The 23,678-nt window shown below is 45.1% G+C and carries 26 protein-coding genes and 1 pseudogene; 5 read left to right on the plus strand and 22 right to left on the minus strand.

All coding sequences use genetic code 11. From position 1 onward, the window contains the following. The first annotated feature begins 117 nt into the window (after positions 1 to 117). From ACIRUQ_RS05775 to ACIRUQ_RS05795, 5 genes are read left to right on the plus strand one after another with little or no spacing between them, the layout of a single operon-like run. Entirely contained in the window at positions 118 to 1,983 is a 1,866-nt protein-coding gene (locus ACIRUQ_RS05775; RefSeq protein WP_055290044.1) for a recombinase family protein, read from the plus strand. Further along, positions 1,976 to 2,692 (plus strand): hypothetical protein, encoded by a 717-nt coding sequence (locus tag ACIRUQ_RS05780; protein ID WP_055290042.1) that lies wholly within the window; start codon positions 1,976 to 1,978, stop codon positions 2,690 to 2,692. The genes ACIRUQ_RS05775 and ACIRUQ_RS05780 overlap by 8 nt, the downstream gene beginning before the upstream one ends. After that, positions 2,652 to 3,044 (plus strand): hypothetical protein, encoded by a 393-nt coding sequence (locus tag ACIRUQ_RS05785; protein ID WP_242853593.1) that lies wholly within the window; start codon positions 2,652 to 2,654, stop codon positions 3,042 to 3,044. The genes ACIRUQ_RS05780 and ACIRUQ_RS05785 overlap by 41 nt, the downstream gene beginning before the upstream one ends. Beyond that, on the plus strand, positions 3,041 to 4,021 hold the full coding sequence (locus ACIRUQ_RS05790) for a hypothetical protein (protein ID WP_055290038.1): 981 nt from the start codon (positions 3,041 to 3,043) through the stop codon (positions 4,019 to 4,021). The genes ACIRUQ_RS05785 and ACIRUQ_RS05790 overlap by 4 nt, the downstream gene beginning before the upstream one ends. Further along, a complete protein-coding gene (locus ACIRUQ_RS05795) occupies positions 4,011 to 4,934 on the plus strand; it encodes a DUF6551 family protein (protein ID WP_055290036.1) in 924 nt (307 codons plus the stop codon). The genes ACIRUQ_RS05790 and ACIRUQ_RS05795 overlap by 11 nt, the downstream gene beginning before the upstream one ends. Here the strand turns inward: ACIRUQ_RS05795 and ACIRUQ_RS05800 are convergent, their stop codons facing one another. The 22 genes and pseudogenes from ACIRUQ_RS05800 to ACIRUQ_RS05905 all read right to left on the minus strand — a co-directional run bounded on the left by ACIRUQ_RS05800 (position 4,935) and on the right by ACIRUQ_RS05905 (position 23,676). After that, positions 4,935 to 6,326: a recombinase family protein gene (locus tag ACIRUQ_RS05800; RefSeq protein ID WP_055290034.1), complete on the minus strand. Its 1,392-nt coding sequence runs from the start codon at positions 6,324 to 6,326 to the stop codon at positions 4,935 to 4,937. Beyond that, complete coding sequence (locus ACIRUQ_RS05805; protein WP_242853592.1) at positions 6,271 to 7,776, minus strand: recombinase family protein; 1,506 nt, start codon at positions 7,774 to 7,776, stop codon at positions 6,271 to 6,273. The genes ACIRUQ_RS05800 and ACIRUQ_RS05805 overlap by 56 nt, the downstream gene beginning before the upstream one ends. Positions 7,777 to 7,926: 150 nt before the next feature. Beyond that, positions 7,927 to 9,180: a glucosaminidase domain-containing protein gene (locus ACIRUQ_RS05810; RefSeq protein WP_055290031.1), complete on the minus strand. Its 1,254-nt coding sequence runs from the start codon at positions 9,178 to 9,180 to the stop codon at positions 7,927 to 7,929. A 5-nt stretch (positions 9,181 to 9,185) separates the two neighbouring features. Continuing rightward, a complete protein-coding gene (locus tag ACIRUQ_RS05815) occupies positions 9,186 to 9,596 on the minus strand; it encodes a holin family protein (protein ID WP_055290028.1) in 411 nt (136 codons plus the stop codon). 66 nt (positions 9,597 to 9,662) lie between these two features. After that, the gene (locus ACIRUQ_RS05820) at positions 9,663 to 10,448 is read right to left on the minus strand and encodes a phage baseplate protein (protein WP_055290026.1); all 786 of its coding nucleotides are present in this window, start codon (positions 10,446 to 10,448) and stop codon (positions 9,663 to 9,665) included. Next, entirely contained in the window at positions 10,420 to 10,665 is a 246-nt protein-coding gene (locus ACIRUQ_RS05825) for a hypothetical protein (RefSeq protein WP_044997928.1), read from the minus strand. The genes ACIRUQ_RS05820 and ACIRUQ_RS05825 overlap by 29 nt, the downstream gene beginning before the upstream one ends. Next, on the minus strand, positions 10,643 to 10,861 hold the full coding sequence (locus ACIRUQ_RS05830; protein WP_044997927.1) for a hypothetical protein: 219 nt from the start codon (positions 10,859 to 10,861) through the stop codon (positions 10,643 to 10,645). Before ACIRUQ_RS05830 ends, ACIRUQ_RS05825 begins: the two co-directional genes overlap by 23 nt. A gap of 11 nt (positions 10,862 to 10,872) precedes the next feature. Next, positions 10,873 to 13,188, minus strand: coding sequence for a phage tail spike protein (locus ACIRUQ_RS05835; protein ID WP_055290024.1), 2,316 nt, complete (start codon positions 13,186 to 13,188; stop codon positions 10,873 to 10,875). Continuing rightward, on the minus strand, positions 13,189 to 13,923 hold the full coding sequence (locus tag ACIRUQ_RS05840) for a hypothetical protein (protein ID WP_055290022.1): 735 nt from the start codon (positions 13,921 to 13,923) through the stop codon (positions 13,189 to 13,191). Further along, complete coding sequence (locus ACIRUQ_RS05845; protein WP_055290020.1) at positions 13,923 to 17,108, minus strand: phage tail tape measure protein; 3,186 nt, start codon at positions 17,106 to 17,108, stop codon at positions 13,923 to 13,925. Before ACIRUQ_RS05845 ends, ACIRUQ_RS05840 begins: the two co-directional genes overlap by 1 nt. Before the next feature lie 148 nt (positions 17,109 to 17,256). Further along, the gene (locus tag ACIRUQ_RS05850) at positions 17,257 to 17,445 is read right to left on the minus strand and encodes a hypothetical protein (protein ID WP_055180085.1); all 189 of its coding nucleotides are present in this window, start codon (positions 17,443 to 17,445) and stop codon (positions 17,257 to 17,259) included. Between the two features lie 25 nt (positions 17,446 to 17,470). Next, positions 17,471 to 17,671: a hypothetical protein gene (locus tag ACIRUQ_RS05855; protein ID WP_055290019.1), complete on the minus strand. Its 201-nt coding sequence runs from the start codon at positions 17,669 to 17,671 to the stop codon at positions 17,471 to 17,473. A 205-nt stretch (positions 17,672 to 17,876) separates the two neighbouring features. Then, entirely contained in the window at positions 17,877 to 18,041 is a 165-nt protein-coding gene (locus tag ACIRUQ_RS05860; RefSeq protein ID WP_172677246.1) for a hypothetical protein, read from the minus strand. After that, a pseudogene (locus ACIRUQ_RS05865) lies at positions 18,038 to 18,411 on the minus strand (hypothetical protein). The gene ACIRUQ_RS05860 and the pseudogene ACIRUQ_RS05865 overlap by 4 nt, the downstream one beginning before the upstream one ends. An 11-nt stretch (positions 18,412 to 18,422) precedes the next feature. Further along, entirely contained in the window at positions 18,423 to 19,019 is a 597-nt protein-coding gene (locus tag ACIRUQ_RS05870; protein WP_004845661.1) for a major tail protein, read from the minus strand. A 2-nt stretch (positions 19,020 to 19,021) separates the two neighbouring features. Next, positions 19,022 to 19,339, minus strand: a complete 318-nt coding sequence (locus ACIRUQ_RS05875; RefSeq protein WP_004845660.1) for a hypothetical protein — start codon at positions 19,337 to 19,339, stop codon at positions 19,022 to 19,024. Next, complete coding sequence (locus ACIRUQ_RS05880; protein ID WP_055290018.1) at positions 19,332 to 19,715, minus strand: HK97 gp10 family phage protein; 384 nt, start codon at positions 19,713 to 19,715, stop codon at positions 19,332 to 19,334. Before ACIRUQ_RS05880 ends, ACIRUQ_RS05875 begins: the two co-directional genes overlap by 8 nt. A gap of 12 nt (positions 19,716 to 19,727) precedes the next feature. Then, positions 19,728 to 20,057, minus strand: a complete 330-nt coding sequence (locus ACIRUQ_RS05885) for a phage head closure protein (protein ID WP_055290016.1) — start codon at positions 20,055 to 20,057, stop codon at positions 19,728 to 19,730. Beyond that, the gene (locus ACIRUQ_RS05890; protein ID WP_055290014.1) at positions 20,057 to 20,332 is read right to left on the minus strand and encodes a head-tail connector protein; all 276 of its coding nucleotides are present in this window, start codon (positions 20,330 to 20,332) and stop codon (positions 20,057 to 20,059) included. Before ACIRUQ_RS05890 ends, ACIRUQ_RS05885 begins: the two co-directional genes overlap by 1 nt. 9 nt (positions 20,333 to 20,341) lie before the next feature. Further along, positions 20,342 to 21,547, minus strand: coding sequence for a phage major capsid protein (locus ACIRUQ_RS05895; RefSeq protein WP_055290012.1), 1,206 nt, complete (start codon positions 21,545 to 21,547; stop codon positions 20,342 to 20,344). Between the two features lie 15 nt (positions 21,548 to 21,562). Beyond that, positions 21,563 to 22,369 (minus strand): head maturation protease, ClpP-related, encoded by an 807-nt coding sequence (locus ACIRUQ_RS05900; protein WP_055290010.1) that lies wholly within the window; start codon positions 22,367 to 22,369, stop codon positions 21,563 to 21,565. Beyond that, the gene (locus ACIRUQ_RS05905; RefSeq protein ID WP_055290008.1) at positions 22,366 to 23,676 is read right to left on the minus strand and encodes a phage portal protein; all 1,311 of its coding nucleotides are present in this window, start codon (positions 23,674 to 23,676) and stop codon (positions 22,366 to 22,368) included. Before ACIRUQ_RS05905 ends, ACIRUQ_RS05900 begins: the two co-directional genes overlap by 4 nt. Positions 23,677 to 23,678 lie beyond the last annotated feature (2 nt).

Genomic DNA, 23,678 nt, shown 5'->3' on the forward strand with positions numbered 1-23,678 from the left:
CACACATAAAATTTCGCTTTGAAATAGACTATACGGATATGCCTGTCCGTATGGTCTATTTTATTTTCTTATGAAAATTTTATAATAAACCACATCATAAGAAAAAGGTGGTAAGACATGAGAGAAAATGAACAGAAATCCGGCTCCATTGCGGACAAGAAAAATAAGATCAGGGAACGATATAAAGGGGTCAGCATTGATGAGCTTGATGTAATTCCGGCACTTCCACAGGAAGATATATTCGCTGTTGAAAACGAACAGCGGGTAGCCGTCTATGCAAGGGTATCCACTGACGATCCAAGACAGACATCTTCTTATGAGTTACAGAAAAACCATTACCACGATGTCATCAGCAAAAGTCCAAACTGGAAACTTGTACAGATCTATGCGGATGAAGGCATATCCGGTACTTCCCTGCAGCACCGTGATCAGTTCAAGCAGATGATTGAAGACTGCAAAAAAGGAGAAATCGATCTTATCGTTACTAAGAGCGTGTCCCGTTTCGCCAGGAATGTTGTAGACTGCATTGGATATGTCCGTGAACTGCTGGCTCTCCCACATCCGGTCGGTGTCTTTTTCGAGACAGAGCGATTGAATACCTTTGATCCGAAAAGCGAAATGGTCCTCTCCTTCATGGCCACCCTTGCACAGGAGGAAAGCCATACCAAGAGTGAAATCATGAATGCTTCCATTGAGATGCGATTCCGAAGGGGAATATTCCTCACTCCCACTCTTCTCGGCTACGACCACGATGAAGACGGGAATCTTGTAATAAATGAAGGGGAAGCAAAAATCGTGCGTCTGATATTTATGATGTACTTAAACGGCTGCACCTGTCAGGAAATCGCTGATACCCTGACGGAACTGGGTTGTGAAACTAAAAAAGGAAATACTGTATGGTCTCCTGGTTCAATCCTTCAGATATTGCAGAACGAACGACACTGCGGTGATGTTCTTGCCCGAAAGACTTATACTCCGAATTACCTGAATCACAAATCAAAAAAGAACATGCAGAACCGTCCACAATATAGAAAGCGCAATCACCATGAAGCAATTGTATCCCGTGACGATTTCATTGCTGTACAGCGGCTCATCAGCAATGCTAAGTATGGAAACAAAGGAATACTGCCGGAATTAAAGGTCCTGCCAGATGGAGTTTTGAAAGGCTTTGTATCTATCAACCCACGATGGGCAGGCTTTAAAGAGGATGATTATATCAATGCTTCCCTAAGTGTATATAGTGGTACGGAGCAGTTTCTTCCTCCCTCATCACCCGTGAAAGTACAGTCTGGAGACTTCGACCTGCGCGGTTATGAAATTGCACGCTCACAGTTTTTTGACAGCACTGACCGTATTACCGTGACATTCAGCCTAAATGATATCAAGTTTTCAACCACTGCTGTCAGAAAACTGGACAGTACACTGATAGAACTTCTGATCCACCCAAATAAACATCTCTTTGCCGTAAGGGCAGTCCTACAGACGCACCGAAATGCCATGCAGTGGTCAAAAAAGCGAGAGAATGTTTCTATCCCAAGGGCAATCAGCGGTACGGCTTTTATGCCTACTATCTATGCACTTCTCGGTTGGAACGCAGACTGCAGATACCGCATAACAGGAATAAAGCGTGGAAACGGATCCGATGCTGTCCTTATCTTTAATCTGGAAGAGACTGAAATTTTTATTCCAAATGATGTGATCGATGAACAGCAGATACCAGATGTGCCAACGGACGTAAAACCATTTACCGATACTCTCAAAAAAAATGTCCGTGCCTATCCACCTGACTGGGCTGACACTTTCGGCAGCAACTACTACTGCCATGCACAGGCACAAGAATTTGCCAGATTCAATGAGCAGAACACCATTTCCAACGAAGCAGTTGCATACAAAGATTCAGACATACAGGTGACCAGTCCTGATGAAGTAGAAAAAAGCATAGAACAACTCATGTCTGACATGAAGGAGAACCGTAATGAATGAACAACCAAACAATGAAACCTTAATCCAGTCCTCTTCAAGGGACTTACAAATCATCGAGGACGATGCCTTCAGCTATGAAGGTTATCAGGTAGTGCGTGGAGAATTCTTCGCCCACACCTATGAACCGTCCTTTACTTTTAATGCCAACAAAGTGTCCGTAAATACTGCATGTATCAAAAAGCTGCCTAAGACAGATTTTGTACAGATTCTTGTGAACCCGGATGAAAAGAAACTTGCTGTCCGCCCATGCCAGGAAGATGAAAAAGACTCATTCCGATGGTGTTCTACTACAAAGAAGCGTTCCCCAAGGCAGATCACATGCCGGATCTTTTTTGCCAAGGTCATAACCCTGATGGGATGGAATTCCAGTTACCGTTATAAACTACTCGGCAAACTGATACGGTCTGATAATGAACTCTTATTCGTCTTTGACCTTACCACGCCCGAAATATATGTGCGTACAGCAAAAGACGATGGAAAGATAAAGACATCCCGGACGCCTACATATCCAGCGGAATGGCAGAACCAGTTCGGTGTGCCGGTTGAGGAACACCAGAGCAACTTACAGATCAATATGTTTGACGGCTATGCAGTCTTTGGAATTTCCGAAAACAGACCGTCAGAAGAACCTGAAAATCCAACCAAACCACAAAAGGAGGAAACACACTATGAGCAATCATCCCTCTTCGCAGCCAATCCTATGCATTGATTTAAAGAAAAACCGCATCCGAATACATAAGCTTACCCTTCATATGCTCGGTGATCCGGAATATATCCAGCTTCTGGTAAATCCCGACTCCCATATGATTGCCGTCAAAAAAAGCGTCCGTCAGGATTACCTTGCCCACCATGTCAGGTCATGTTATTCCGATATCCGAAACAGTTACGAATTATACAGCCGTGAACTGCTCCAGACATTAAGGCAGACCAATACGGAACTTTCCAATAACAGATCCTACCGTATCTATGGTGCAATAAATAAAAACGAAGGGCTGGCGAGCTTTTCCATGCAGGAATGTATCCTCGTGGATGAGCCTGTCAGAATGGGAAAAACAGTATGAGCGACAGTCAGACACCACAATTTGAAACCGATGCTGAATTTCTGCAGCTTATCCAGCCAAGGGATGAAAAATATGTAGAAGAACTCGAAGAAGATATCTTTGACCACGGCTGCCACGAAGCCATATGTGTCTGGGGAAGCATCCTCATAGACGGACATCTCCGATATTCCATCTGCCGTAAATGGGATATACGCTTCAATATACGCCGTCTCTTCTTCCAGAGCCGTGACGAAGCAGAAGCTTACATATGTACGGAGCAGCTTAAACGGAATGACCTTACAAGCGAATACAAAAAATATCTTATCGGCAGACGCTTCCGGGCAGACATGAATATTGCCAGTGCTGATTTTCTGAAAAATCATCCTGAGAAACAGCTCAACGCAGACGGACAGATATCCCAGAAGTATGTACAGAAAACGGAGATTGCAACCATTATCGGGAAAGAATATAACTTCGGCTTTTCCACTGTTACAAAATACGATGTATACGCAAGAGCACTCGATGAGCTCCGCATCAAAGGACCGGAAATAACATCCAGAATATTAAACGGCAGTCTCCGTGTATCCCATGAAAATGTCATAGAGCTGTCAAGACTTCCCATCGAAGATATCAATGGACTTAAAAGACTGCTCGACAGCGGTTCGATCGACCGCATCGGCTACTCGCAGTTACGACATGAACTGCGATGGCAGCGGCTTCCTACAGGAAAACCGGATTCCCGAAGGCGCAGACGTGAAAGGGAAAGTGCCGAGGCTGGCATCAAACAGATGCCCGTCATTGACCCAGATGCAGAACTGGCAAGCCTTAAATTCACCATTCCTTCATGGTCCAAAACCATATCAAGGACAATGGAACTTACGGATTTTTCTTCCACATCCGCTTCTGCCCGGCAAGAAGTTAGGACACAGATCATAAACCTTATACGAAAAATAAACAGACTGCTGACGCAGTTGGAGGAGGATTTAAATGACAGATGACCAAGCAATATCGGAACAAACTGATCTCATGCAGTATGTTCCCAAAGTACACTTTGAGCAGATTCCCATCAGGAATCTTGTATCCAACCAGGAATATCAGAGAAATCTTTCACAGAATCATGTCCAGCGTGCCGCTGCGAACTTCGATCTGTACCAGATAAATCCCGTAAAAGTCAGCCGCCGCAACGGCATCAACTATGTCTTTAACGGACAGCACACCATTGAAATCGTGGCACTCGTCTCCGGTTCAAGAGAGACTCCTGTATGGTGCATGGTCTATGATGACCTCGTTTACGAACACGAAGCCGATATTTTTGCTAATCAGATGAAGTATGTAAAGCCCCTGCTTCCCTATGAAATATTCATGGCAAACATTGAGGCTGGGAATGATAAACAGCTTATCATCCGTGATCTAGTGGAATCTTATGACCTTTCCATCACCTCTTCTTCTGTTCCTGGCGGTATCTGTGCCGTTGCTACCCTTGAGACCATCCACGACAAATACGGCTATCACATGCTCGATCATGTGATCCGCCTGATTGTCGCAACATGGGAAGGTGCTGCCCAGTCCTTTAGTGCAAACATGATGAATGGACTGGCACGTTTTCTGAATGCCTATGGCGATGCGGTCAAAGATGATATTTTCAAAGAAAAACTGGGAAGAATATCCATCAAGGAATTGGCACGCACTGCCAAGGACAGGCGTTCCGGCTCTCTTGGATTTGCAGAGGCAATCCTTATCGGATATAACAAAAAATGCCGGAATCCGCTTCCGTGGGATAAGCTCTACACGCATAAACTCCCACAGAAGAAAGCTGATGAACCAGAACTGGAAGAAGAAACTGATGATATGCCTCAGAACGGGCAGCTTGACTTATTTGGCTTGGGTGATGATGAGGAGGTTTCCGAATGATCATACGGAAACCTTTACCCTGCTGCCTTCCAAGAATGCAAACTCATATTTCTTTGCACCGAATATTGTTATTTCTTCCAAAACAAGCTGTGCGGCTTCAGGAACATACTGCTGAAGCTGTCCGCTTTCGGTTGCTTCCATCATCTGCCCCGCCCTTATCTTCTCAAGCGGAGTCCCATCTAATTTCATGGAATTCCATCTTTCTATATGCTTTTCCCGTTCACCGACCAATCGATTGAATGCCTTTATAAATCCCTTTTCCAAATCCGCATCATCTACATAGGCATTGGTGCATGCAACTTTTCCATCCTTACGGTGATTCTTGCACTGCCATTGTATGATTCCTCTTGATTTCCAGGAATGTCTTGTAAAAAGGCTTCCACATTCCCCACAGAAGATCTTTTCGCAGAAGGGATAACATTCTGAACCGTAACTGTAGCGGTCTGTCCCATGCTTCTGCATGAATTTCTCCCTGCGTTCAAATTCTTCCTGAACCGCATTCCATGTTTCCTTATCAACGATTCCCTTATGGCTGTCCCTTACATAGACCTGTGCCACTTCCCCGTTATTCTTTACCTGACGCTTAGTAAGAAAGTCAGCCGTATAGGTTTTCTGCAGTAACGCATCACCCATATGCTTTTCCTGTTTCAGGATTCCGATCACCGTGCTCGCATACCACTTAGTCTGTCCGAGACATCCCGGCACCTGCTCCTCTTCCAGTTCTTTCGCAATCTGTGCAGGATTCAGCCCCCAGAGAAAATCCCTGTAAATGCGTCTTACCGTCTTTGCCTGTTCTCTGTTGATTATGAGCTTTCCATTCTCATCCTTGTCATACCCCAAAAATTTGAATGTATTGAGATGCATCTCACCGTTCTTGAACTTTGTACGGATTCCCCATTTGCAGTTCTCTGAAATGTTTCTCGATTCATCCTGTGCAAGGGAGCTTAAGATCGTAAATAAAAGCTCACCCGTGGAATCCAGTGTATTGATATTTTCCTTCTCGAAAATAATGCCGATTCCGAGGTTCTTCAGCTTTCTGGAATACATCAGACAGTCCTGCGTATTTCTGGCAAAACGGCTGATGGATTTTGTTATGACAAGATCGATCTTTCCCTTCCCACAATCCACAATCATACGTTTGAACTGCTCCCTCTTCTTCGTATTGGTTCCCGAAATACCCTCATCCGCATAGATGCCGGCCATTTCATAATTTTCATGATCATTGATATACTTCGTATAATAATCGACCTGAGCTTCAAAACTGTGGAGCTGGTCTTCCTGATCCGTTGATACACGGCAGTAGGCTGCAACCCTTATCTTCTTTTGCGGTGCTGCCCTATGCCCCGATGCCTGACGGTTTCTTGCTGGTATAACTGTAATGCTTCTTGCCATTCTTATCATCCTTTCTCTGAATATAAATATCTTTTTTGATTTCTCCCCATCCCTTCAGGATGTGGTCTGGAATCCTTGTCCCATCGCAGAAGTCTTTCCCTTTCCGCTTTCTTCCGTTGCATATCCATGTAACTTTATGGTTTTTAGTCTCTACATACCTTACAAGTCTGCTTCCACACAATGCACAAAAAATCTTATCCCTGTACGGATACTCTGCTTCGGTATTTTCTGGAAATGACGGCGGCTGTTTCTTTTTATGCCTTCTTTTCCATGAACGTTCCTTTAAGTAGGAAAATTCCTTCACGCCTTTATCTGACGCCTTTTCGTCAATGTAGGTGTTTTCTTCAAAATGCCATGCACTCCGAAGCACACCATCAGGGATGTTGATCCCATCGCAGAAGGACTTCCCATACCGTTTCATCCCGCTGCATCCCCAGTTGAGCCTGTTGCCCTTACTGTAGATCCGTTTATAAAGCGGATATCCGCATTTGGCACAATAAATTTTGTTCATGTATGGATAATTTTCTTCCGTAAATTTTTTAATTACCGAGCCTTCTGCAAGATAATCCCGTTTTGCTTCCAACGCATCCTGTGCCTTCTGCCAGAGTTCCGGGGAAACAATAGCTTCATGGTCATCCTCGATGTACCATGCATCCACTTCTCCCCTGTTCCTGACCAGTTTTCTCTCTTCATTCACGAAATGCTTGTGCATGATGTAATCGCCTTTGTAAATCTCGTTTTCAAGAAGACGGAACACGGTACTGTCTACCCACTGCACACCGCCTACCGTCTTTATCCCATTTTCATTCAGGTATCGTTTGATCGATGCAGGAGTATATCCCTCTGCTGCCATCTTATAGATTTTTCTTACCCATACAGCCTCTGCTTCATCAGCAACAAATACTCCTCTCTCGTCTTTTGTATAACCGAAAGACCGCTCAAGGTACTGTACGGGAATTCCTGCCTCGTACTTTCGCTGGTAAACCATCTTTGCACCAGCACTTCCGCTTTCACTTTCTGCCTGTGCGAATGCTGCAAGGATCGTAAGCATCAGCTCCCCTTCCCCTGACAGCGTATTGATATTCTGAAGTTCAAAAAAAACACCTACATTCAGTTCTTTCAGCTTTCGTGTAGCTTCCAGAACGATTGAGGTGTTTCTTGCAAAACGTGATACTGATTTTGTTAATATAAGGTCTATCTTACCTTTTTCTGCATCGGCAAGCATCTTCTGCAGACCGGGTCTCTTTTCTTTAAATCCCGATATGGCAAAGTCACTGTAAACTCCGGCATATTCATAATCCGGATTGGCTTTTATGACCATCTCATAATGCCTGACCTGATTTTCCAGCGAATTTTCCTGTTCATCCGCATCTGTCGATACACGACAGTATGCACAGACTTTTAATTTTCTTTTCTGCTCCCTGCTGCCTTCCCTGATCTGAATTTCCACAAGCCATACCTCCTTCCGTTTTGGTAGTCTATATATCACTCTGAAAGCCAATAATAGCAAGTGTTTTCTTGAATACCTTTCACCTCTCTTTCCTTGGCATAAACTGAAAAAAATACGGCTGACAGCCATTACTGACCATCAGCCATATTCCTATGCCTTCACGATATAATCCGAAGAAACAAATCCATAGTATTTTCCTGCAATACGGATATAATACCACGCTTTTCCGTCTGCCGCCTTTACTGTATCACAGACATCTACCAGATTCCCTCTGTACAGATATGGATAAGATTTGATCCTGCCATATTCCTTTCCTGCCCATTTGCGGACATTTAAGGATGAAGCCGTAACCTTCCCTACCCATTTCGGTGTTTTATTGATACCACCAGAACTGCTGCTCACACCGGCATTCCCAGAAGAAGTATTCTGTGAAGATCCACTGTTGTATTTCGGTACTCCATATCCACGGATATATTTTCCATTTACCTGCAGGGTTCTCCGCCCTACTGCATTTCCTTTATTTCCTTCAATCACCGTAATCGTACTGCCGGATACCTTTTCTACAATTCCTACATGATCCGGCCATCCGGTGTTATCACCTTTACCGGAATCATCCCAGTCATAAAAAACAATATCCCCCGGTCTTGGAACTCTTGCATCATTTTCGTCCCATTCCCCCAGCTTCTGGAACAGGGCGATCATCTGACCGCATCCGCACTCTGTCGGGATAATATCCGTCATGCCTGTCTTAATGGCACATGCTGATACAAACGTGGCACACCACGCATCGGTATATTTTACCGAATAATTTCTTGCCAATGGTCTGTGTGCATTATAAGTATCAATGATCTTTTTATGGGATCCGTCTGCCTCACGGCATCCGACCCATGCCTTTGCCTGTGCAATCAATGTTGCTGCTGTTTTTGCCATAGTCTCTCGCTCCTTTGCATTGTCATATTTTTTCAGCTCATACTGCTCTACCAGAGCCATACAGTTTTTCACGTAATCAGAACTGGTCGCAAAACCGTCTTCCCTGATAATTTCCAGGTACTTCCTTGGATCTGTAATGCCTTTCAGGTTCTGGTATCTGGAAAGCTGGATAAATTCGAAATATCCCTTTACTCCTTCTTCCATCGAAGAATAGGTACGGAAATTGTCACGGATTGACGTCAGTGTTCCGGGTGTGTATTCTTCTTTAGTTGAAAGATTAACTGAACCGCCCTTCCACTTTGTTCCGCATTTCAATCCAAAATAGTTATGATATTTCGCAGCCAGGGTGCTTTTCCCCCAGCCGGATTCCAAAATTGCCTGTGCAATAACAGAAGAATGGACAAGAATACCATACGCTGAAGCATACTTGTCCACATATCCTGCAACCGCTGTGATAAATTCTTTCTTGTTCATAGCGGTTATTCTCCTTTCTCTGAACGGTCATGGAGCTGTTCCAAAACCTCCTTGATCTTTTCCGGCACAGGAAGTCCCAGATGCGATGCATTTTCCAACAGGCTCACGCCTTCATTGGAAAGATAGAAAAAGATCACCGCTGTCCGTAACACACTGCCCGTACCAATCACCTGCACATCCAAGATGTTGGCAATTCCGACAAGCAGAAAGATCAGGACCTTTCTGCAGATTCCACGGAAACCTACTGCACTGGATAACTTCCTATCGCTGACCGCACACATCACTCCCGTGAGATAATCGATCACAACGAATGCAAGCAGTGCATAGATCAGGCCATCACATCCGCCAAGGAAATATCCAAGCCATCCTCCTACTGCTGTAAAAACAAACTGTACCGTGTTCCAAAATTCCTTCATAATGAGTTCCTCCTTTGATTTTTGGGTATAAAAAAAGCACCTCCGAAGAGATACCAGTTACTAAAATTATGCAATACGCTTCCACATATAGCAGGTGATATAAGGCGGGAGGTTCTGACCGTTTCCTATTCCGGTTGAACTAAGTGTACCTTTTGCCGTAAAAGTATGGCTGTGGGTTTCTGAATCTGTCTCCTCTATCAGTTCACTCTGCGGACTATAAGTACCAAAAGGAGCATTATAAGATTCTCCTTCGTAATCATAACCCGGTTCTGAAGGAACAGGATATGGAAGCGTATGGGAATGTGACCCACCTGTCACCGTGACCGCTGTTCCGGTAAAAGTATGGGTATGACTCTGCAGATACTTACTTCCACCTGTTTTTTCCAATGTAGAGAATTCTGAATCTGATGTGTTTACGCCAATCGGAACACGTCCGCTTCCCCATGACTGCCATGTGCCGCCAAACAAGGATGCCGGACTGGTGTTATTCACGGACATATAAATGCTGCCCACAGGATAAATCGCAGAAAATGTAATTTTCCCCTCTGCCACATTCTTCAATTCATCCAGCATATCAGCTACCTGAGAGCACAGATCATCATATATCTCCAGCCTTTCTGCTTCATTTGTTAAACGTTCCTCTTCAGCGGCTTCCCTATCGTTCTCGTTTGATACCCTGATTTTTTCAGCACTATTTCTATTAGCTTCCGCTGTCACACGGCTTTTCTCAGCAGATACATACCCTTCCACCTGTGTATTGATTGCATTGATGGAATCATAAATACTCTGCCTGACATCTTTTCCATATACCGCAGACAGGATCTTATTCAGATACGTTGTGACATTTGCCATCTTTTTCTCCCTCCTTCAGCTGCCTGTACTCCATACACTTCATTTCCCGAACTTCTGACAGCACGCCTGTCAGGATCACATCAAGAAGACTTGCCGGAAGCCCGTATTTCTGTTGCAGTGCAACTACTGATTTTGTCATGTCCTCCCTTGCATGATCCAGAATCATGCCAAGAGGCATGGGATTCTGTTCTGTTTTATTCTTTTCCTGCTTTTCCACTAAATGCACCTCCCTCAAACAATGCTGTCATTTTTGTCATAGCTGATTCCATAGCAGTAACCTTACCTAAAACTTCTTCCAGCTTCATTTCAAGCGGTGAGCCAGACATCAGTTCCACTGTTTTTTCTGCCATTTCTGTTTTTCCTTCCTTTGGCTTTTCCCCACGGGGAAGTTCCAGTTCGATTTCTTTTTCCACTTTATACCTCCTTAATTCCAGTATCCGACTATGATGCCGTTTTTTACCTGAAGCTTACTGTAAGTCCAGCTGATTGCCCCATTTCCTTTATCCGTAATATTCATGATGATTGGGATCGTTCCAGTAAATGCACTGTATCCGCCAGAAGAAACACCCGAAAGTTTAATGTTGTAGAGCGTATTCCACTCCCCATAAAAATCACAGCCCAGATGCAGCCCCTGTTCCGTGTAGATACTGTTTCCCTGTGAAAAACACAGCATCGTGGTATAGGATGAAGCTCCGCTTGTTTTCTGATAACACCATGCCATATACTTTCCGGTATATTCCAGATCAAACACCAGCCCTTTGTGTGCTGCATTGCTTGACCACTTGTTAGTTCCAATCTTACCTACATAAGTGCCATCCCTGTAAAAATGCTCCCCATTATAATTGAACTTTGACACCAGCTGATCAGAAGTATTAAATACCTGCAGTTCCCCGTTCTTTAGCTGGATATAATCCGTGATTCCATTCCACGCAGTCTGTAGTTCTCCTGCAATAAAGGAATCTGCATAAATGCTTCTGGCAGCAATATATTTACCTACGATCTTTCCATCCATCGTAATGGCTGTTCCAAACGTCCCGTTATATCCCGTACTGGAATATCCCAGACCATTTAAATTCCATCGCCACACCTTTTTTGCGGTATCCTTATCTGCAGTATCCATGATCAGGATCTCTTCCGGTCTTGTCACCACATGCCCCGTGGTTGCTGCCGTGATCAGGGCTGTTGCATTTTCTATCGCCATCCGCAGGGTGTCAGACTGTGGCGGCAGTGACTGGATCTTCTGTACAAGCGAGTCGTTCTGATTTGTTGTACGTTCTGAAATTCCTGCCTTTACACTTGTTCCAAGCGTTACCGTATTATTCTGTGGATTCTGCAGGTCAATGGTAAGTGCAGTAACCGGAAAATACCGGTCCATTCCGTGTGGTTTTGACACGACCCGGATGGAATCCCCCAGTTTGATCCGTTCGATATCCACATCCACCATGTTCAGGTCCACGGCATTGCAGGTCAAAGACAGGTTCTCAAACTGAATATCTGACAGATATTTCTCTGCTTTCTTCTTCAGATTGGCCGGCTCTCCGACATCCTCAAAACTTACAGTCCTTGTCACCACGCCATATTCTTTTATGGCATCCGTGGATTCAATATACGGAACATCCTTATTCACACTTCTGATCGTGGTATATTCTTCCAGCCCTTCGATCGAACTTTCCTCCAATCGTTTACCAAGCGGGATCACTCTGGTTGCAATTTCAGATGCATCCGCATTTTCTGTATAATCAAGAAGGTTACTGCCAAACTCAATGACCTGTGTATTGGTATTATCATAATCTACGATATAATCCAGGTAACGGGTCGTGCCGGAATGCCGGATCCGTAAATGCCCTCCAAGTCTGTCTACCAGCTTATCCTGAATATCATCCAGCGTGTTTTCCCAATTTGTATAGCGGTAGATGCTGTCATTGCTGTCTTCCACCGTAACCATCCCTGTAACAAACATTTTGGGATACAGGTCTTTCCTGTCGAACGTATGGGTGTAATGCCACAAAAGATTGGAACTGTTATCATACGGATTATGTGCACTCTGCATATCAGAAACTTTCTTTGTTTCCACTGCCGTATAAGATGGGAGTGCTGATACAACTACTGTGTCCGGAATCCCCGCTGTGAACTCTACGCTATCTATGGAAAATCCATAATATTTATTAACCGATGCGTCCGTATGCCAGTACACATAAAAGTCTCCGGCAGGTACAATAAATGTTTTTCCAGCCACATCATCCGCCCTTTTTTTCGTAAAAACAGCATATGTGGTACTTCCCGACTGATAGTAAAGGGAAATGTTATCATAAGATCCGCTTTCCCCCGCACATTTGGAGTTAAATGTGACAGCAAGCCGTTTTTCCATTGTTGTCTGCCTGTTATGCACAGCCAACAGGGTATTCAAGAAGCTCCTCACGGTATAGCCGTGGTATGCCTTCGGCTCCTGTATCGAATCCAGAAGATAGGCCAGTTCCCCTTCGCACACCACTGTCCGGGTATTATAAAAGTTCTTCTCCATACTAAGGATGCGTCCGTAGAAAATACTGTCCCCATCTTTTTCTACCCAGATAACGGAAGTCAGCTTTTTCATCCTGTCATACATCGGGTTTACTGCCGGGATATCAAACTCAAATGAGCCGGATTTGTTATCTGCCAATTCCAGCTTGGTATTAAAAATGACCAGCTCCTGATCTCCCGGAAGATACAAAAGCTGATCGTCACAAAATACTTTATACATTTACAGACTCCCTCCCCGGAACTCAATAGTTACTGTATACTTTCCGTAAAAATAGAGTCTTCCACCTCCTGCCGGAATGATCAGATCTGCAAAGCGATTCCGGCCTTCCTGCAGAGTGTACCTCGTCCCATTAAAAGTAATATAGTTCGATACACTTTCATCAAGGTTGCTGACAAGAAATGCAGGAACAACCGGAATACCGCTTCCTTCCAAAAGTTTACTGCTGCTTCCAGAAACACTGATTCCACGGTAATCACGGATGATCCCTGTTTCAAAATTCAATATGTCCCACAGCCAATCCTCACTTGACACATTAAGTTCATATTTATACGCATCCGCATCTACCGTCAGGGTAAATGTACCGAGCCTTCCATTTCTGGAAAACCCCGAAACTTCTGCACGTCCGTGATAATACACATCCGGCTCCTGATCCAGAACAACCCGTACTTCTTTGCCCTGATATACCTTCAGAAATGTCCGGTAAAACACCGGCCACAAATCTTCCCTTTCCATTTTTCCTAAAGAGAACTTAAGCTGTCTGGACTCATATTCCACCTGTCCTGTCAGTGTTTCCGTAAGGTCAATTCTGATACTGCTTCCAGGCACTTCGATATAATTAGTTTTCGGGGATGGCTCACTTACGATATCCGTATTGCCAATCACAAGACCATAATCTTTCCATGTGTGCTTTCCATTGATCGTTGCCCCAAATCCTGCGGTTGTATATTCGTTCATCAGACCATGCCCCTTTCTGCTTTAAATTTCTGCATGCCCAGTTTCTGATTGATCCCGGGTGCCAGTTTTCCTATCAGCGTTCCGTCATCCAGATAGATGCCCTTTCCGCTGTTTTCTGCTATCACAGCCAGATACTGCTCCATTGCCGAAGTATTCAGCCTGTTTGTCAGGATATTTTCCAACTGTTCATAAAAGCCTTTCAGTGGAAGAACCGCTTCTTTTCCGGCTTCCCCTCCTGCCATAAGACTCGACCCGTTCATGCCAAAGATGGTCGGTCCTGTCATGATACCGCCTTCTTTGTACCAATCGATATTCAGATGCGGTACACTTGGCGGAGCAAGTGACAATTTCCCACTGATACTGAAATGCGGTAACTTGATATGCGGAAGCGACAAATGCATGTTATTAAAGAACCCCGTGATCTTGTCCACGATTCCTTTAATAGTATCCCTTGCTGCCTCAATCGGTGTAACGATTGCACTCTTGATCCCGTTCCAAACAGATACCGCTGTCGATTTGATTCCATTAAAAACAGAAGAAAGTGTATTCTTCAAAGCCTCAAATACGGAAGACACCTTGCTTTTAATGCCGTCAACGACCGTGCTGATTGCGGTTTTGATTCCATTCCACACCGTAACCGCTACCGTTTTTACTGCATTAAATACCGTGGTTACCACTGACCTAATGGCATTCAGCACGGTAGATATCTTTGTACTGACTGCATCCCAGACTGTGCTGATCACAGTCTTTATGGTATTCATGACTGTAGAGATCACCGATGCCACGACATCGATTACAGTCGAAACCGTGCTTTTTATCGTATTCCATACGGAAATAATGGTCTCCTTACAGTTCTCCCATACAAAGCGGAACGGCAGTGTAATGACATTAAATGCTGCTTCCAAAAGCGAACCAATAAACAAGATTCCTACCTGTACCACATTCTTGATGGTCTCCCATACTCCAGTAAAGAATGACGTGATCCCATTCCAGATATTTGTAAAGAATGTAGATACAGAAGTCCATACTGCATTCCAGCTTGTCCCAAACCATCCAAGGACTGTATCCGCAATCCCACGGATAAGATTCAATGCTACCGTAAAGATTCCAGTGATCCCATTCCAGATGCCGGAAAATATCTCCTTGATCCCCGACCACATCTGCTCCCAGTTTCCTGTGAAAAGTCCGATAAACACATCCAGCAGTCCCGTCAGTACATCAAGCACTGTACCAAGAATTGTTGAAATGATACTGAATGCTGCTTCAAACACAGGTGCCAGAAGTTCACAGAAACCATTCCAGATTTTTTTCAGTGTATTTACCACTGCAGTAAAATCAATATTAAGGGCTGCCAGCCTTTCCTTGATCCCTTCAACAAATGCCTGTATCTTCTTGACAATACCTTCCCAGATCGCTGTCATGGCATTTCTGAATTCCTCGTTAGTATCCCACAGATGTTTAAATGCAGCCACTAAAACGGCCACCACGGCAATAACCGCCAGCACAGGTCCTGCTACCGCCCCAAGTGCGCTTGCAAGCCCGGTTACCGAACCGCTGCTTCCTGCGATCTTTACTCCAAGACTTGCGATCCCTTTGGCAAGGGAAGAAAAGCCTTTCATCGCTGTCCCTACGGTTGAGATCGTTTTTCCAAGAATGATCAGGAACGGTCCGATGGCTGCAACCACCGCTGCAACACGGATGATCAGGTTTCTCTGGGATTCATCCATGCTGTTCAGCTTATCTACAAATCCCTGTATCTTTGAGACAAGACTCCGGATCACAGGCATAAGCGCCTCTCCAAAAGAAATGGCCAGACCTTCCACCGCTGATTTTAAGATGGTGATCTGACCGGACAGGTTATCAAGCTGTGTATCTGCCATCTGCTGTGCAGCACCACCGGATTCCATAATGGACTTTTGAAGGCTGTCCCAGGTATCCCCGGTATTTGCAAGTAGAGAATTTACGGATGAGAGATCCGTTTTATTAAAGATCGTACTGATGATATTATTCTTCTCGGCAGAGGTCATGCCATCCATAGACTTATTAAGGTCAGAAAGGATATCGTTCAGACTCCTCATGTTTCCCTGCGAATCATAAACCTGAAGACCGAGACTCTCCATACAGGCAGCTGCCTTATCGGTCGGACTCTGTAATGCAAGGATCACGTTTCTAAGATGTGTACCGCCCTCTGCTCCCTTGATACCATTATTGGCCAGAATACCAAGGGCTGTATTTAATTCTGCCGTACCGCCTTTTACGGATTTAGCAGTTGCACCAATGATAAGGATTCCTTCCCCTAGCTGCGCCACGGATGTGTTCGTGGTCGATGCTGTTTTTGCCATCTGATCGACCATTGTATTGGCTTCATCCGTCTGCATGCCAAGGGCTGACATGGCATCCGTTACCATATCCGATGCAGATGCAAGATCGATATCTCCTGCGGCTGCCAGATTCAGTACCGTTGGAAGCGTATCACACATCTGCTGTGTATCATAACCCGCCAAAGCAAGGTAATTAAGTGCCTGTGCACACTCACTTGCAGAAAAGGCTGTTTTCTCTCCCATCTGCTTCGCCAGGGTACGCAGGGTATCCATCGTATTTACGGACTGTCCATCCACCTTTGACATGGAATCAGCCGTAATTCCCATCGTGGCCTGTACCTGGCTCATGGAAGAATCAAAATCTGCCGTAGTCTTCACTGCTGCCGTACCAAGACCTGCAACTGCCGCCGTTACGGGAAGCATTTTTGTTCCGACACCGGATATCTTATTTCCGACTGACTCCAGCTTCCCACCAACCTCTTCGATTTTTGCAAGGGCAGCATTGGAATTTACCGCTTCCTGTGCCAGCTTTTGGAGTTCCTGTTCCGTTTCGATGATCTCCCTCTGAAGGGCATCATATTTGTCCTGTCCCAGATCCCCGTTCTCCATCTGCTGCTTTGCCTGTTCCTGTGCTGTTTTTAAAGCATCCAGTTTTTCTTTGGTAGAACCGATGGCATCCTTTAAAAGTTTCTGCTTCTGTGCAAGCAGCTCTGTATTTGCCGGATCCAGTTTCAGCAGCTTATTGACATCCTTCAATGAGGACTGGGTCGTCCTGATCGTTGCATTTACATTTTTTAGGGCTTTGTCAAGACCAGTGGTATCCCCTCCGATCTCGACCGTGATTCCTTTAATCCTGCTTGCCACCTGCACACACCTCCCCCGTCATGGCAGAAAAAAAACACCGATCACAATTAAATGATCGATGCCTTATTTTCATAAAATCATAATTTTCTAAGTATAGGAAAAGCACCGCAAAATGCGATGCTTTTCCATTCGTCATATCAGGTTTACATTACCATTCATCTTCCTCGTCAAACAGATTTCCTGCCGATGATAAAAAACCAATTTCCCCTGTGTCCATGTCCATAACCGTATGATCAGATAACCTCATTAAAAGATCACCATCTTCATCCACTGCCATGCTATCCGATATTGTATAGCCCGTCTTTCCATTAAACAGGTTATAAAAAAAGTTTCCCATACAAATACCTGCCTTTCTCAGATTCCTAGTCATCACACCAGCCAAAGCCAAAATCCGGCTCATAATAAATCATATCCTGGTCAAAGTGATTCCCTATTTTTCGGGTTTTTCCTTCGTTCGTTCTTCTCGCCCGGTATGCCTTATTATTCGGATTATTTTGATTGGCATAATCATTAAGCTGCTGTTTCGTATGAGTTTTACCGGATACTCCTTTTCTCTTAGCCATAGTTATCCTCCTTTCTTCCTGATCCCATTAAATAACCTGCAGAAGATAGCGGACACTTTTTGTCACCTTCTAAGCTGAATCCCTAGAATATTTTCCAAGGATTATTCCTGCATAATTATTTTCTCAGGAGTGGAGAATAATTTCTGTATTCTTTCAAACAGAAATTATACAATATCATAATAACATGATTTTTCTGATGCTGCTATCAGAATTTATCAAAATCATCCTGCGTGGCGATCTTATTATATTTCACGCCATCATTTGCTTTTTCCGTCCACATGTCGATCACCAGCCCCACCGTCAGAAGATCCAGATCCGATATGGATATTCCAATCTCTACGCTGCGCAGAAGGAACAGCGGTGTTGTCATTTCCCGTTCACTTCTGCCAGACCTTTTTTTGCTGCCACCTCTGTTGCAAGGTTATCACCCCACAGTTCCAGGATCTGAGGCAGCACCTCATAGATGAAAACATATCAAACTGGTCCAGCCAGTCATCAATGGATGCCGGGATGCTGTTATCCGCATGGTAGGCCATGATATATGCAACATTCTCAAAGATCTCCAGGTCATCGATCTGGAACTCATCCCCATCCTCGGTCTTACCCTTATAGGATTTTTCCAGTTTCGACAGATCCTTAAAAATATCCCTCTTGAACTTTGCACGGTATAATCTCGGAACGGTCGCAGATGACCGGAATGGGATCGTTTTCCCACAAATTTCAATTTCTCTTTTTAACATACCCTTTCACCTTATCCTTTCGCACTGCTTTCTTCTGTTTCTGACGGAATGTATACGGACTTATACCAGTTCGCATATGTCGCTGCATCCGTGGTATCTCCGGTACGGCTCTTTACCAGTCCGTCGCTCCTCGGATCAGCCGTCAGCGACAGCTTCTCCGTTCCCGGCTCGATCGTATCTTCTTTTGTTTCGGATTCGATGGATGGGCGGGATGCCGTACAGTTATACATCACATGGCGGATACTATTCACATCCCCGTCAAATTCAAATAACAGGGCAAATTTTACACTTTCCCCGATGTTTGTACTTTCCACAAGCACGCCTTTTCCATCCAGCTTCTCCTGTAAGATCTCCGTCCGGAACCACTCCGGAATCAGTGCAATTTCCAGATCACCGCTGTATCCGTTATTCGTTACGGAACGGAAATATACGATACCATCTGCATAAAACGGTGTGGATTCCCCTTCTGCATCCAGGCTAATACTGACTGCTCCGGGGATTGCCTTTGGATTTTCATAAGAAAATGTTGTCTCACCGCTGCTGCTCACTGTTTCCTTCAGCTTTGCTGCATGGACATTTTTCAGATTATATTTTACTTTATTTCCCATGTCTAAACCTCCATCTCAAATGAATACAGGACTTCATACAATTTCTCGCTTTCAATCCATACCTCGGATTTCTCATAAAAAATACCCTGCTTATCCAGCACGGCTTCTACTTTCTGTTCTGCCGACAAGTCCTTACAGTCGGTATACAGTTCGATATGGACTTCCGTAATCTTCAGATACACCTTTCCGTCCGCAGAAAAATGATTACTCTGCGGAAGAAGATAGCACACAAACGGCGGTTCTGCTGCTTCCCCCTCTTCAAAGTGGTCGTAGGCAAATGGCAGTCCTGTTTCTTCCATCATCTTAACCAGATCATCCATTCCGGATCCCCCTCTCGATTTCTTCCTCAAGCTGGCGGATTCCTGACTCCTCTGCAGGTGCAATATGCGGTCTTGCTGCTACCCGGCCGCCTCCCCTTTTTGCATGTCCATGCTCCAGGAGATGAGCGATCTGGTATCGGTTTTTGGAATGTACCGTCACCTGCAGGGACTTACTGTCTTCCCCGGTCTTTTTGACCGCCCAGCTTTTTCCATAAGTTCCGGTCTTTTTCGGTGCTGTGTCCGCAATCTCCTCCCGGACTGTTTTTCCGGCATTCCTGACCGCCTTTTTCATCACTTCCGTAGTCAGACTGGAATAATCGTCCAGCTCCTTCATGACTTCCGATGCAAGGGCATCCGCTTTGATCTTCTTTGCCATTTCCAATTCACCTCACCGTTTGATCCGTTCCGCACGGATCCTGACAGATTTATTTTTATACTGCACGTTATCAATAAACGTAATATTATAAAGATCCCCACGGAACCTGATGCGGTAATGCTCACTGTCCAGGGCTGCCACCTCGCTGCAGTACCGGATAATAAAATCCAGTTCAGACTGGGCATTCAACTGCTTTGCTGCCCAGTATTCTTTTCCAGACAGGTTATTGGCATAAGCAGCACAGGAATACACATCTTCCCAGACTGCCGTATGGTTTCCGATCTTATCTGTTTTCACGGAACTTTTCTGGAGCGTGATCCGGTCACGCATCAACTCGATCATTAAAACTTCTCCTTCCGTATGCCAAAGAGCAGATATTTCACGGTCTCCGTCATGGCCTTATGGTCGGCTTCCTCCCTGTGCTCATAAAGGTAAGCGATCACATACAATTCCGCTGTCCGCACAACTGCTTCATGCTTTTTAAGTACCGCTGGAGTCCGTCTTGTTACATTTTTAATCAAAGCATTTGCAGTTTCCATCAGATCGAGGATAAAACTATCCTCGTCTGATGAATCCACCCTCAAATACCCTTTGGCTTCCTCAAGCGTTACAAACATTCAGCCCACCTACTTTCCGGCAGCTTTCACATCGAGTGTTTTCACTGCCTCAGACAGGATCAGCTTGCCGTCAACACGCTCGGAAGCGAGAAATCCAACCTGTCCCGTTGTAGCATAAAGCTCATTCAGTCTCTTGAAACTTCTGCCCTGGCGTTCTGCGATCCAGTAATAACTGTAATCACCGAATGCCATCACACGTTTTCCTGCTGCAAGCTCCGGCACATAAATGGATGTACGGTAAGGGCGGTTCAAGATCCTGTCCGGCTCTCCTTCCCTTACAGATGGCTGCCAGATATAATTTCCGTTTCCATCCTTCAGTTTTCTGATTGCCTTAACAGTCGAATCATTCAGAAGCCATACTGCCTTGTTACGGTATGGAGCTCGAAGGGAATAGTAAAGATCCATGACATCATCAAACGTAATGGTGGTATTTGCAGCTGTCACTCCTGTTTCAGCACCGCCTGTTGCGTTGAAAATACCTGTAGGTTTTCCTGCTCCGTCACCGATGAAAAAGGCTTCTTCTTCCTTTGCACCGATCCTTCTTCCAAACTCCCTGGAAATATACTGTTCGATATTAAACACGCTGTCATTTAAAAGCTCATCTGAAACCTTGATCATGGTTGCCAGCTTATGAGCCCCAATGGTTGTCTGCCCAAAACTGTCATTGGATTCTGTAAACTGACCTCCTTCATCGATCCATGCTGCCTCACCCTTTGATGTGACGATTGGAATCTTACGGTCACCGCTCGATGTCTTGATAACAGTAGCCAGATTACGGAAGAATACTTCATCATTCAGGGCTTCCACCAGTGTTCTTTCATACTCATCCGGCACAAGATATCCACCCTCGGAATCTGTACCAATAGAAAGAGCGTTCTGTACTTCGTATGACATCTTGTTTCTCATACCGTTCCAGAACGCTTTTCTGTACTCATCGGTTGCCCTTCCTGTTTTTGTCTCCCCGCCAGTTCTGGCATGCGGCTGATTGGTGATCGGGGTGCTTGTTGCCTTTGCAAGCTCTGCATCAATGGCAGCCTGTCTTTCCAGTCTCTCGATCTCTTTTCCAAGATTTACGACATCCGCTTCCATCTTGTCATAGGTGGCTGCATCTTCAGCAGAAACAAAACCTTCCTGTGTTCTCTTTGCATCAAGGAATGCTTTTGCAGCTTCCCACGCCTTCGCTCTCTTTTCTCTTAATTCTAAAATCTTACTCATAGTTCAATATCCTCCTTAATGTGCTAAGAGACTCAGTCTCTTCTCCAACTGGTTGACTGGTATCATGGCATCCATATCAGACACCTTGGAAAGGAACGATTCATTCATCGCCTTGGTAGAAAACATCATGGAATCCTGCTGGAACGGGAGCTTCTTTTTCCCGTTTTTGTCCTTATCATCCTCTCCGTCCCCTTTCTCTCCATCACTGCCTTCCTCCGGCTTTTCTTCCGGATCATCCGGCTTTTTCTTTTTCTCATCCTCATCGGAATCAAAAAGGATCTTATCCGCAAAGCCAAGCTCCACCGCCTTCTTTGCATTGAACCAGGTCTCGTCATCCATCATGTGCGAGAGCCTTGCACGGGTAAGCCCCGTCTTGAATTCATAGGCATTCAGGATGGATTCCTTGACCTCATTCAGCATGGCGATTGCTTTCTGCATATCCTTCGCCTCACCCATTGCCATCGTTGCAGGATTATGAATCATCATCATAGCCACCGGGGATACACAGACCTTATCTCCTGCCATAGCAATCACGGATGCTGCCGAAGCTGCAATGCCGTCAATCTTGACCGTCACGCTTCCCTTATAATCACGGAGCATGTTATAGATCTGGGCTGCTGCAAACACATCACCGCCCGGTGAATTGATCCACACCGTGATATTTCCATTTCCGGCATTCAGTTCATCTTTGAAAAGCTGCGGGGTGACTTCGTCCCCGTACCATGTTTCATCCGAGATCATGCCATTTAAAAAGAGCGTCCTTTCCATGTCAGGCACGCTCTCATCTTCATTCCTTATCCAGTTCCAAAACTTCCGCTTCATCTTTTACCTCTCTTTCTGCTGTTTTCCTGTGCAGGGAGTTTTTTCTCTTCCTGTGTCTGTCCGGTATCCTTCCCAGCAAATGCACCCGCATCTGCAAGTTTTGTCATAGCACCGTTAATAAGATACAGGCTTCCTCCTTCTTCATCCGGGATCGGATTCATGTTCTCCATCTCACGGATGTCATTGGCAGAAAACCACCCGTTCTGCCTTCCGACCGCATAGCCGTTCATCCTTGACTGGTAATCCCCACGGAGGAGGCCATCCACATTCAGCTTGATAAAATACTTTCCTTTCTCTCCCGGCAGAAGGAGTGATCTCTGTAAGGACTGCTCCCACCGGATCACCCACGGGTCAAGTGTGTATTTTACGAACTCCAAAGACTGCTGCTCAATATTGGAAAAACTCGATTTATCAAGGTCACCTATCATATGCGGTGGTATTCTGTATAACCTTGCGATCTCATTGATCTGGAATTTCCTTGTCTCAAGGAACTGTGCTTCTTCCGGTGGGATGCCTATCTGCTGGTACTTCATTCCTTCTTCAAGCACTGCGATCTTGTGTGCGTTATTCACACCACGGTATACGGAGTTCCAGGATTCCCTCACCTTTGACGGGTCTTTCAGGACTCCCGGATGCTCCAGAACACCTCCCGGATTTGCCCCGTTTGCAAAGAAACTCGCCCCGTATTCTTCACAGGCAAGTGTCATTCCGACAGCGTTCTTTGCCATTGCAATCGGGGAATATCCGATCAACCCGTCAAATCCCAGTCCGGGGATATGAAGCACCTCCTCAGCTTTCAGCCTGATATCTCCATATTCCTTGAACATGGGGTTTTCATCACTGTTTCTGGAATACACATAATAGATGTTTCCACGGTCATCCCTCCGCACATCCATCTTATCCGGAAGGAGCGGATAAAGCCCAAGCACCCTTCCAGTCCCGTCCCTTATGATCTGGGCATACGCATTTCCCCATATTAAAAGATGACTCATCAGTGTTTCCCTGAACACAAATGAAGTCATCTCCGGGTTCGGCTCGTCATGGAGCAGATAATATAAAGGATGATCATGCACCAGCTTCTTGCCGCCGTCATCCTGATACTCATATACATGAAGCGGTAAAGATGCCACTGCTTCCGCAAGGATTCTGACACAGGCATATACTGCCGTAGTCTGCATTGCAGTCCTTTCATTCACAGGCTTTCCGCTTGTTGTTCTTCCGAACAGAAATGAATATCCTGCATCTGCTGCCTTGTCCACAGGCTTATCCCTCGCCTGTCCAAATCCAAATAAACTCTTAATTCCCATAC

This window comes from Eubacterium ramulus, assembly GCF_045002895.1.
Classification (GTDB): domain Bacteria; phylum Bacillota; class Clostridia; order Lachnospirales; family Lachnospiraceae; genus Eubacterium_I; species Eubacterium_I ramulus.

What these genes read in the sequence shown, in the direction of transcription:
- ACIRUQ_RS05775 (WP_055290044.1), top strand. Translation starts at nt 118, where the DNA reads ATGAGAGAAAATGAACAGAAATCCGGCTCCATTGCGGACAAGAAAAAT.
- ACIRUQ_RS05780 (WP_055290042.1), top strand. Translation starts at nt 1,976, where the DNA reads ATGAATGAACAACCAAACAATGAAACCTTAATCCAGTCCTCTTCAAGG.
- ACIRUQ_RS05785 (WP_242853593.1), top strand. Translation starts at nt 2,652, where the DNA reads ATGAGCAATCATCCCTCTTCGCAGCCAATCCTATGCATTGATTTAAAG.
- ACIRUQ_RS05790 (WP_055290038.1), top strand. Translation starts at nt 3,041, where the DNA reads ATGAGCGACAGTCAGACACCACAATTTGAAACCGATGCTGAATTTCTG.
- ACIRUQ_RS05795 (WP_055290036.1), top strand. Translation starts at nt 4,011, where the DNA reads ATGACAGATGACCAAGCAATATCGGAACAAACTGATCTCATGCAGTAT.
- ACIRUQ_RS05800 (WP_055290034.1), bottom strand. Translation starts at nt 6,326, where the DNA reads ATGGCAAGAAGCATTACAGTTATACCAGCAAGAAACCGTCAGGCATCG.
- ACIRUQ_RS05810 (WP_055290031.1), bottom strand. Translation starts at nt 9,180, where the DNA reads ATGAACAAGAAAGAATTTATCACAGCGGTTGCAGGATATGTGGACAAG.
- ACIRUQ_RS05815 (WP_055290028.1), bottom strand. Translation starts at nt 9,596, where the DNA reads ATGAAGGAATTTTGGAACACGGTACAGTTTGTTTTTACAGCAGTAGGA.
- ACIRUQ_RS05820 (WP_055290026.1), bottom strand. Translation starts at nt 10,448, where the DNA reads ATGGCAAATGTCACAACGTATCTGAATAAGATCCTGTCTGCGGTATAT.
- ACIRUQ_RS05835 (WP_055290024.1), bottom strand. Translation starts at nt 13,188, where the DNA reads ATGTATAAAGTATTTTGTGACGATCAGCTTTTGTATCTTCCGGGAGAT.
- ACIRUQ_RS05840 (WP_055290022.1), bottom strand. Translation starts at nt 13,923, where the DNA reads ATGAACGAATATACAACCGCAGGATTTGGGGCAACGATCAATGGAAAG.
- ACIRUQ_RS05850 (WP_055180085.1), bottom strand. Translation starts at nt 17,445, where the DNA reads ATGGGAAACTTTTTTTATAACCTGTTTAATGGAAAGACGGGCTATACA.
- ACIRUQ_RS05855 (WP_055290019.1), bottom strand. Translation starts at nt 17,671, where the DNA reads ATGGCTAAGAGAAAAGGAGTATCCGGTAAAACTCATACGAAACAGCAG.
- ACIRUQ_RS05860 (WP_172677246.1), bottom strand. Translation starts at nt 18,041, where the DNA reads ATGACAACACCGCTGTTCCTTCTGCGCAGCGTAGAGATTGGAATATCC.
- ACIRUQ_RS05870 (WP_004845661.1), bottom strand. Translation starts at nt 19,019, where the DNA reads ATGGGAAATAAAGTAAAATATAATCTGAAAAATGTCCATGCAGCAAAG.
- ACIRUQ_RS05875 (WP_004845660.1), bottom strand. Translation starts at nt 19,339, where the DNA reads ATGGATGATCTGGTTAAGATGATGGAAGAAACAGGACTGCCATTTGCC.
- ACIRUQ_RS05880 (WP_055290018.1), bottom strand. Translation starts at nt 19,715, where the DNA reads ATGGCAAAGAAGATCAAAGCGGATGCCCTTGCATCGGAAGTCATGAAG.
- ACIRUQ_RS05885 (WP_055290016.1), bottom strand. Translation starts at nt 20,057, where the DNA reads ATGATCGAGTTGATGCGTGACCGGATCACGCTCCAGAAAAGTTCCGTG.
- ACIRUQ_RS05890 (WP_055290014.1), bottom strand. Translation starts at nt 20,332, where the DNA reads ATGTTTGTAACGCTTGAGGAAGCCAAAGGGTATTTGAGGGTGGATTCA.
- ACIRUQ_RS05895 (WP_055290012.1), bottom strand. Translation starts at nt 21,547, where the DNA reads ATGAGTAAGATTTTAGAATTAAGAGAAAAGAGAGCGAAGGCGTGGGAA.
- ACIRUQ_RS05900 (WP_055290010.1), bottom strand. Translation starts at nt 22,369, where the DNA reads ATGAAGCGGAAGTTTTGGAACTGGATAAGGAATGAAGATGAGAGCGTG.
- ACIRUQ_RS05905 (WP_055290008.1), bottom strand. Translation starts at nt 23,676, where the DNA reads ATGGGAATTAAGAGTTTATTTGGATTTGGACAGGCGAGGGATAAGCCT.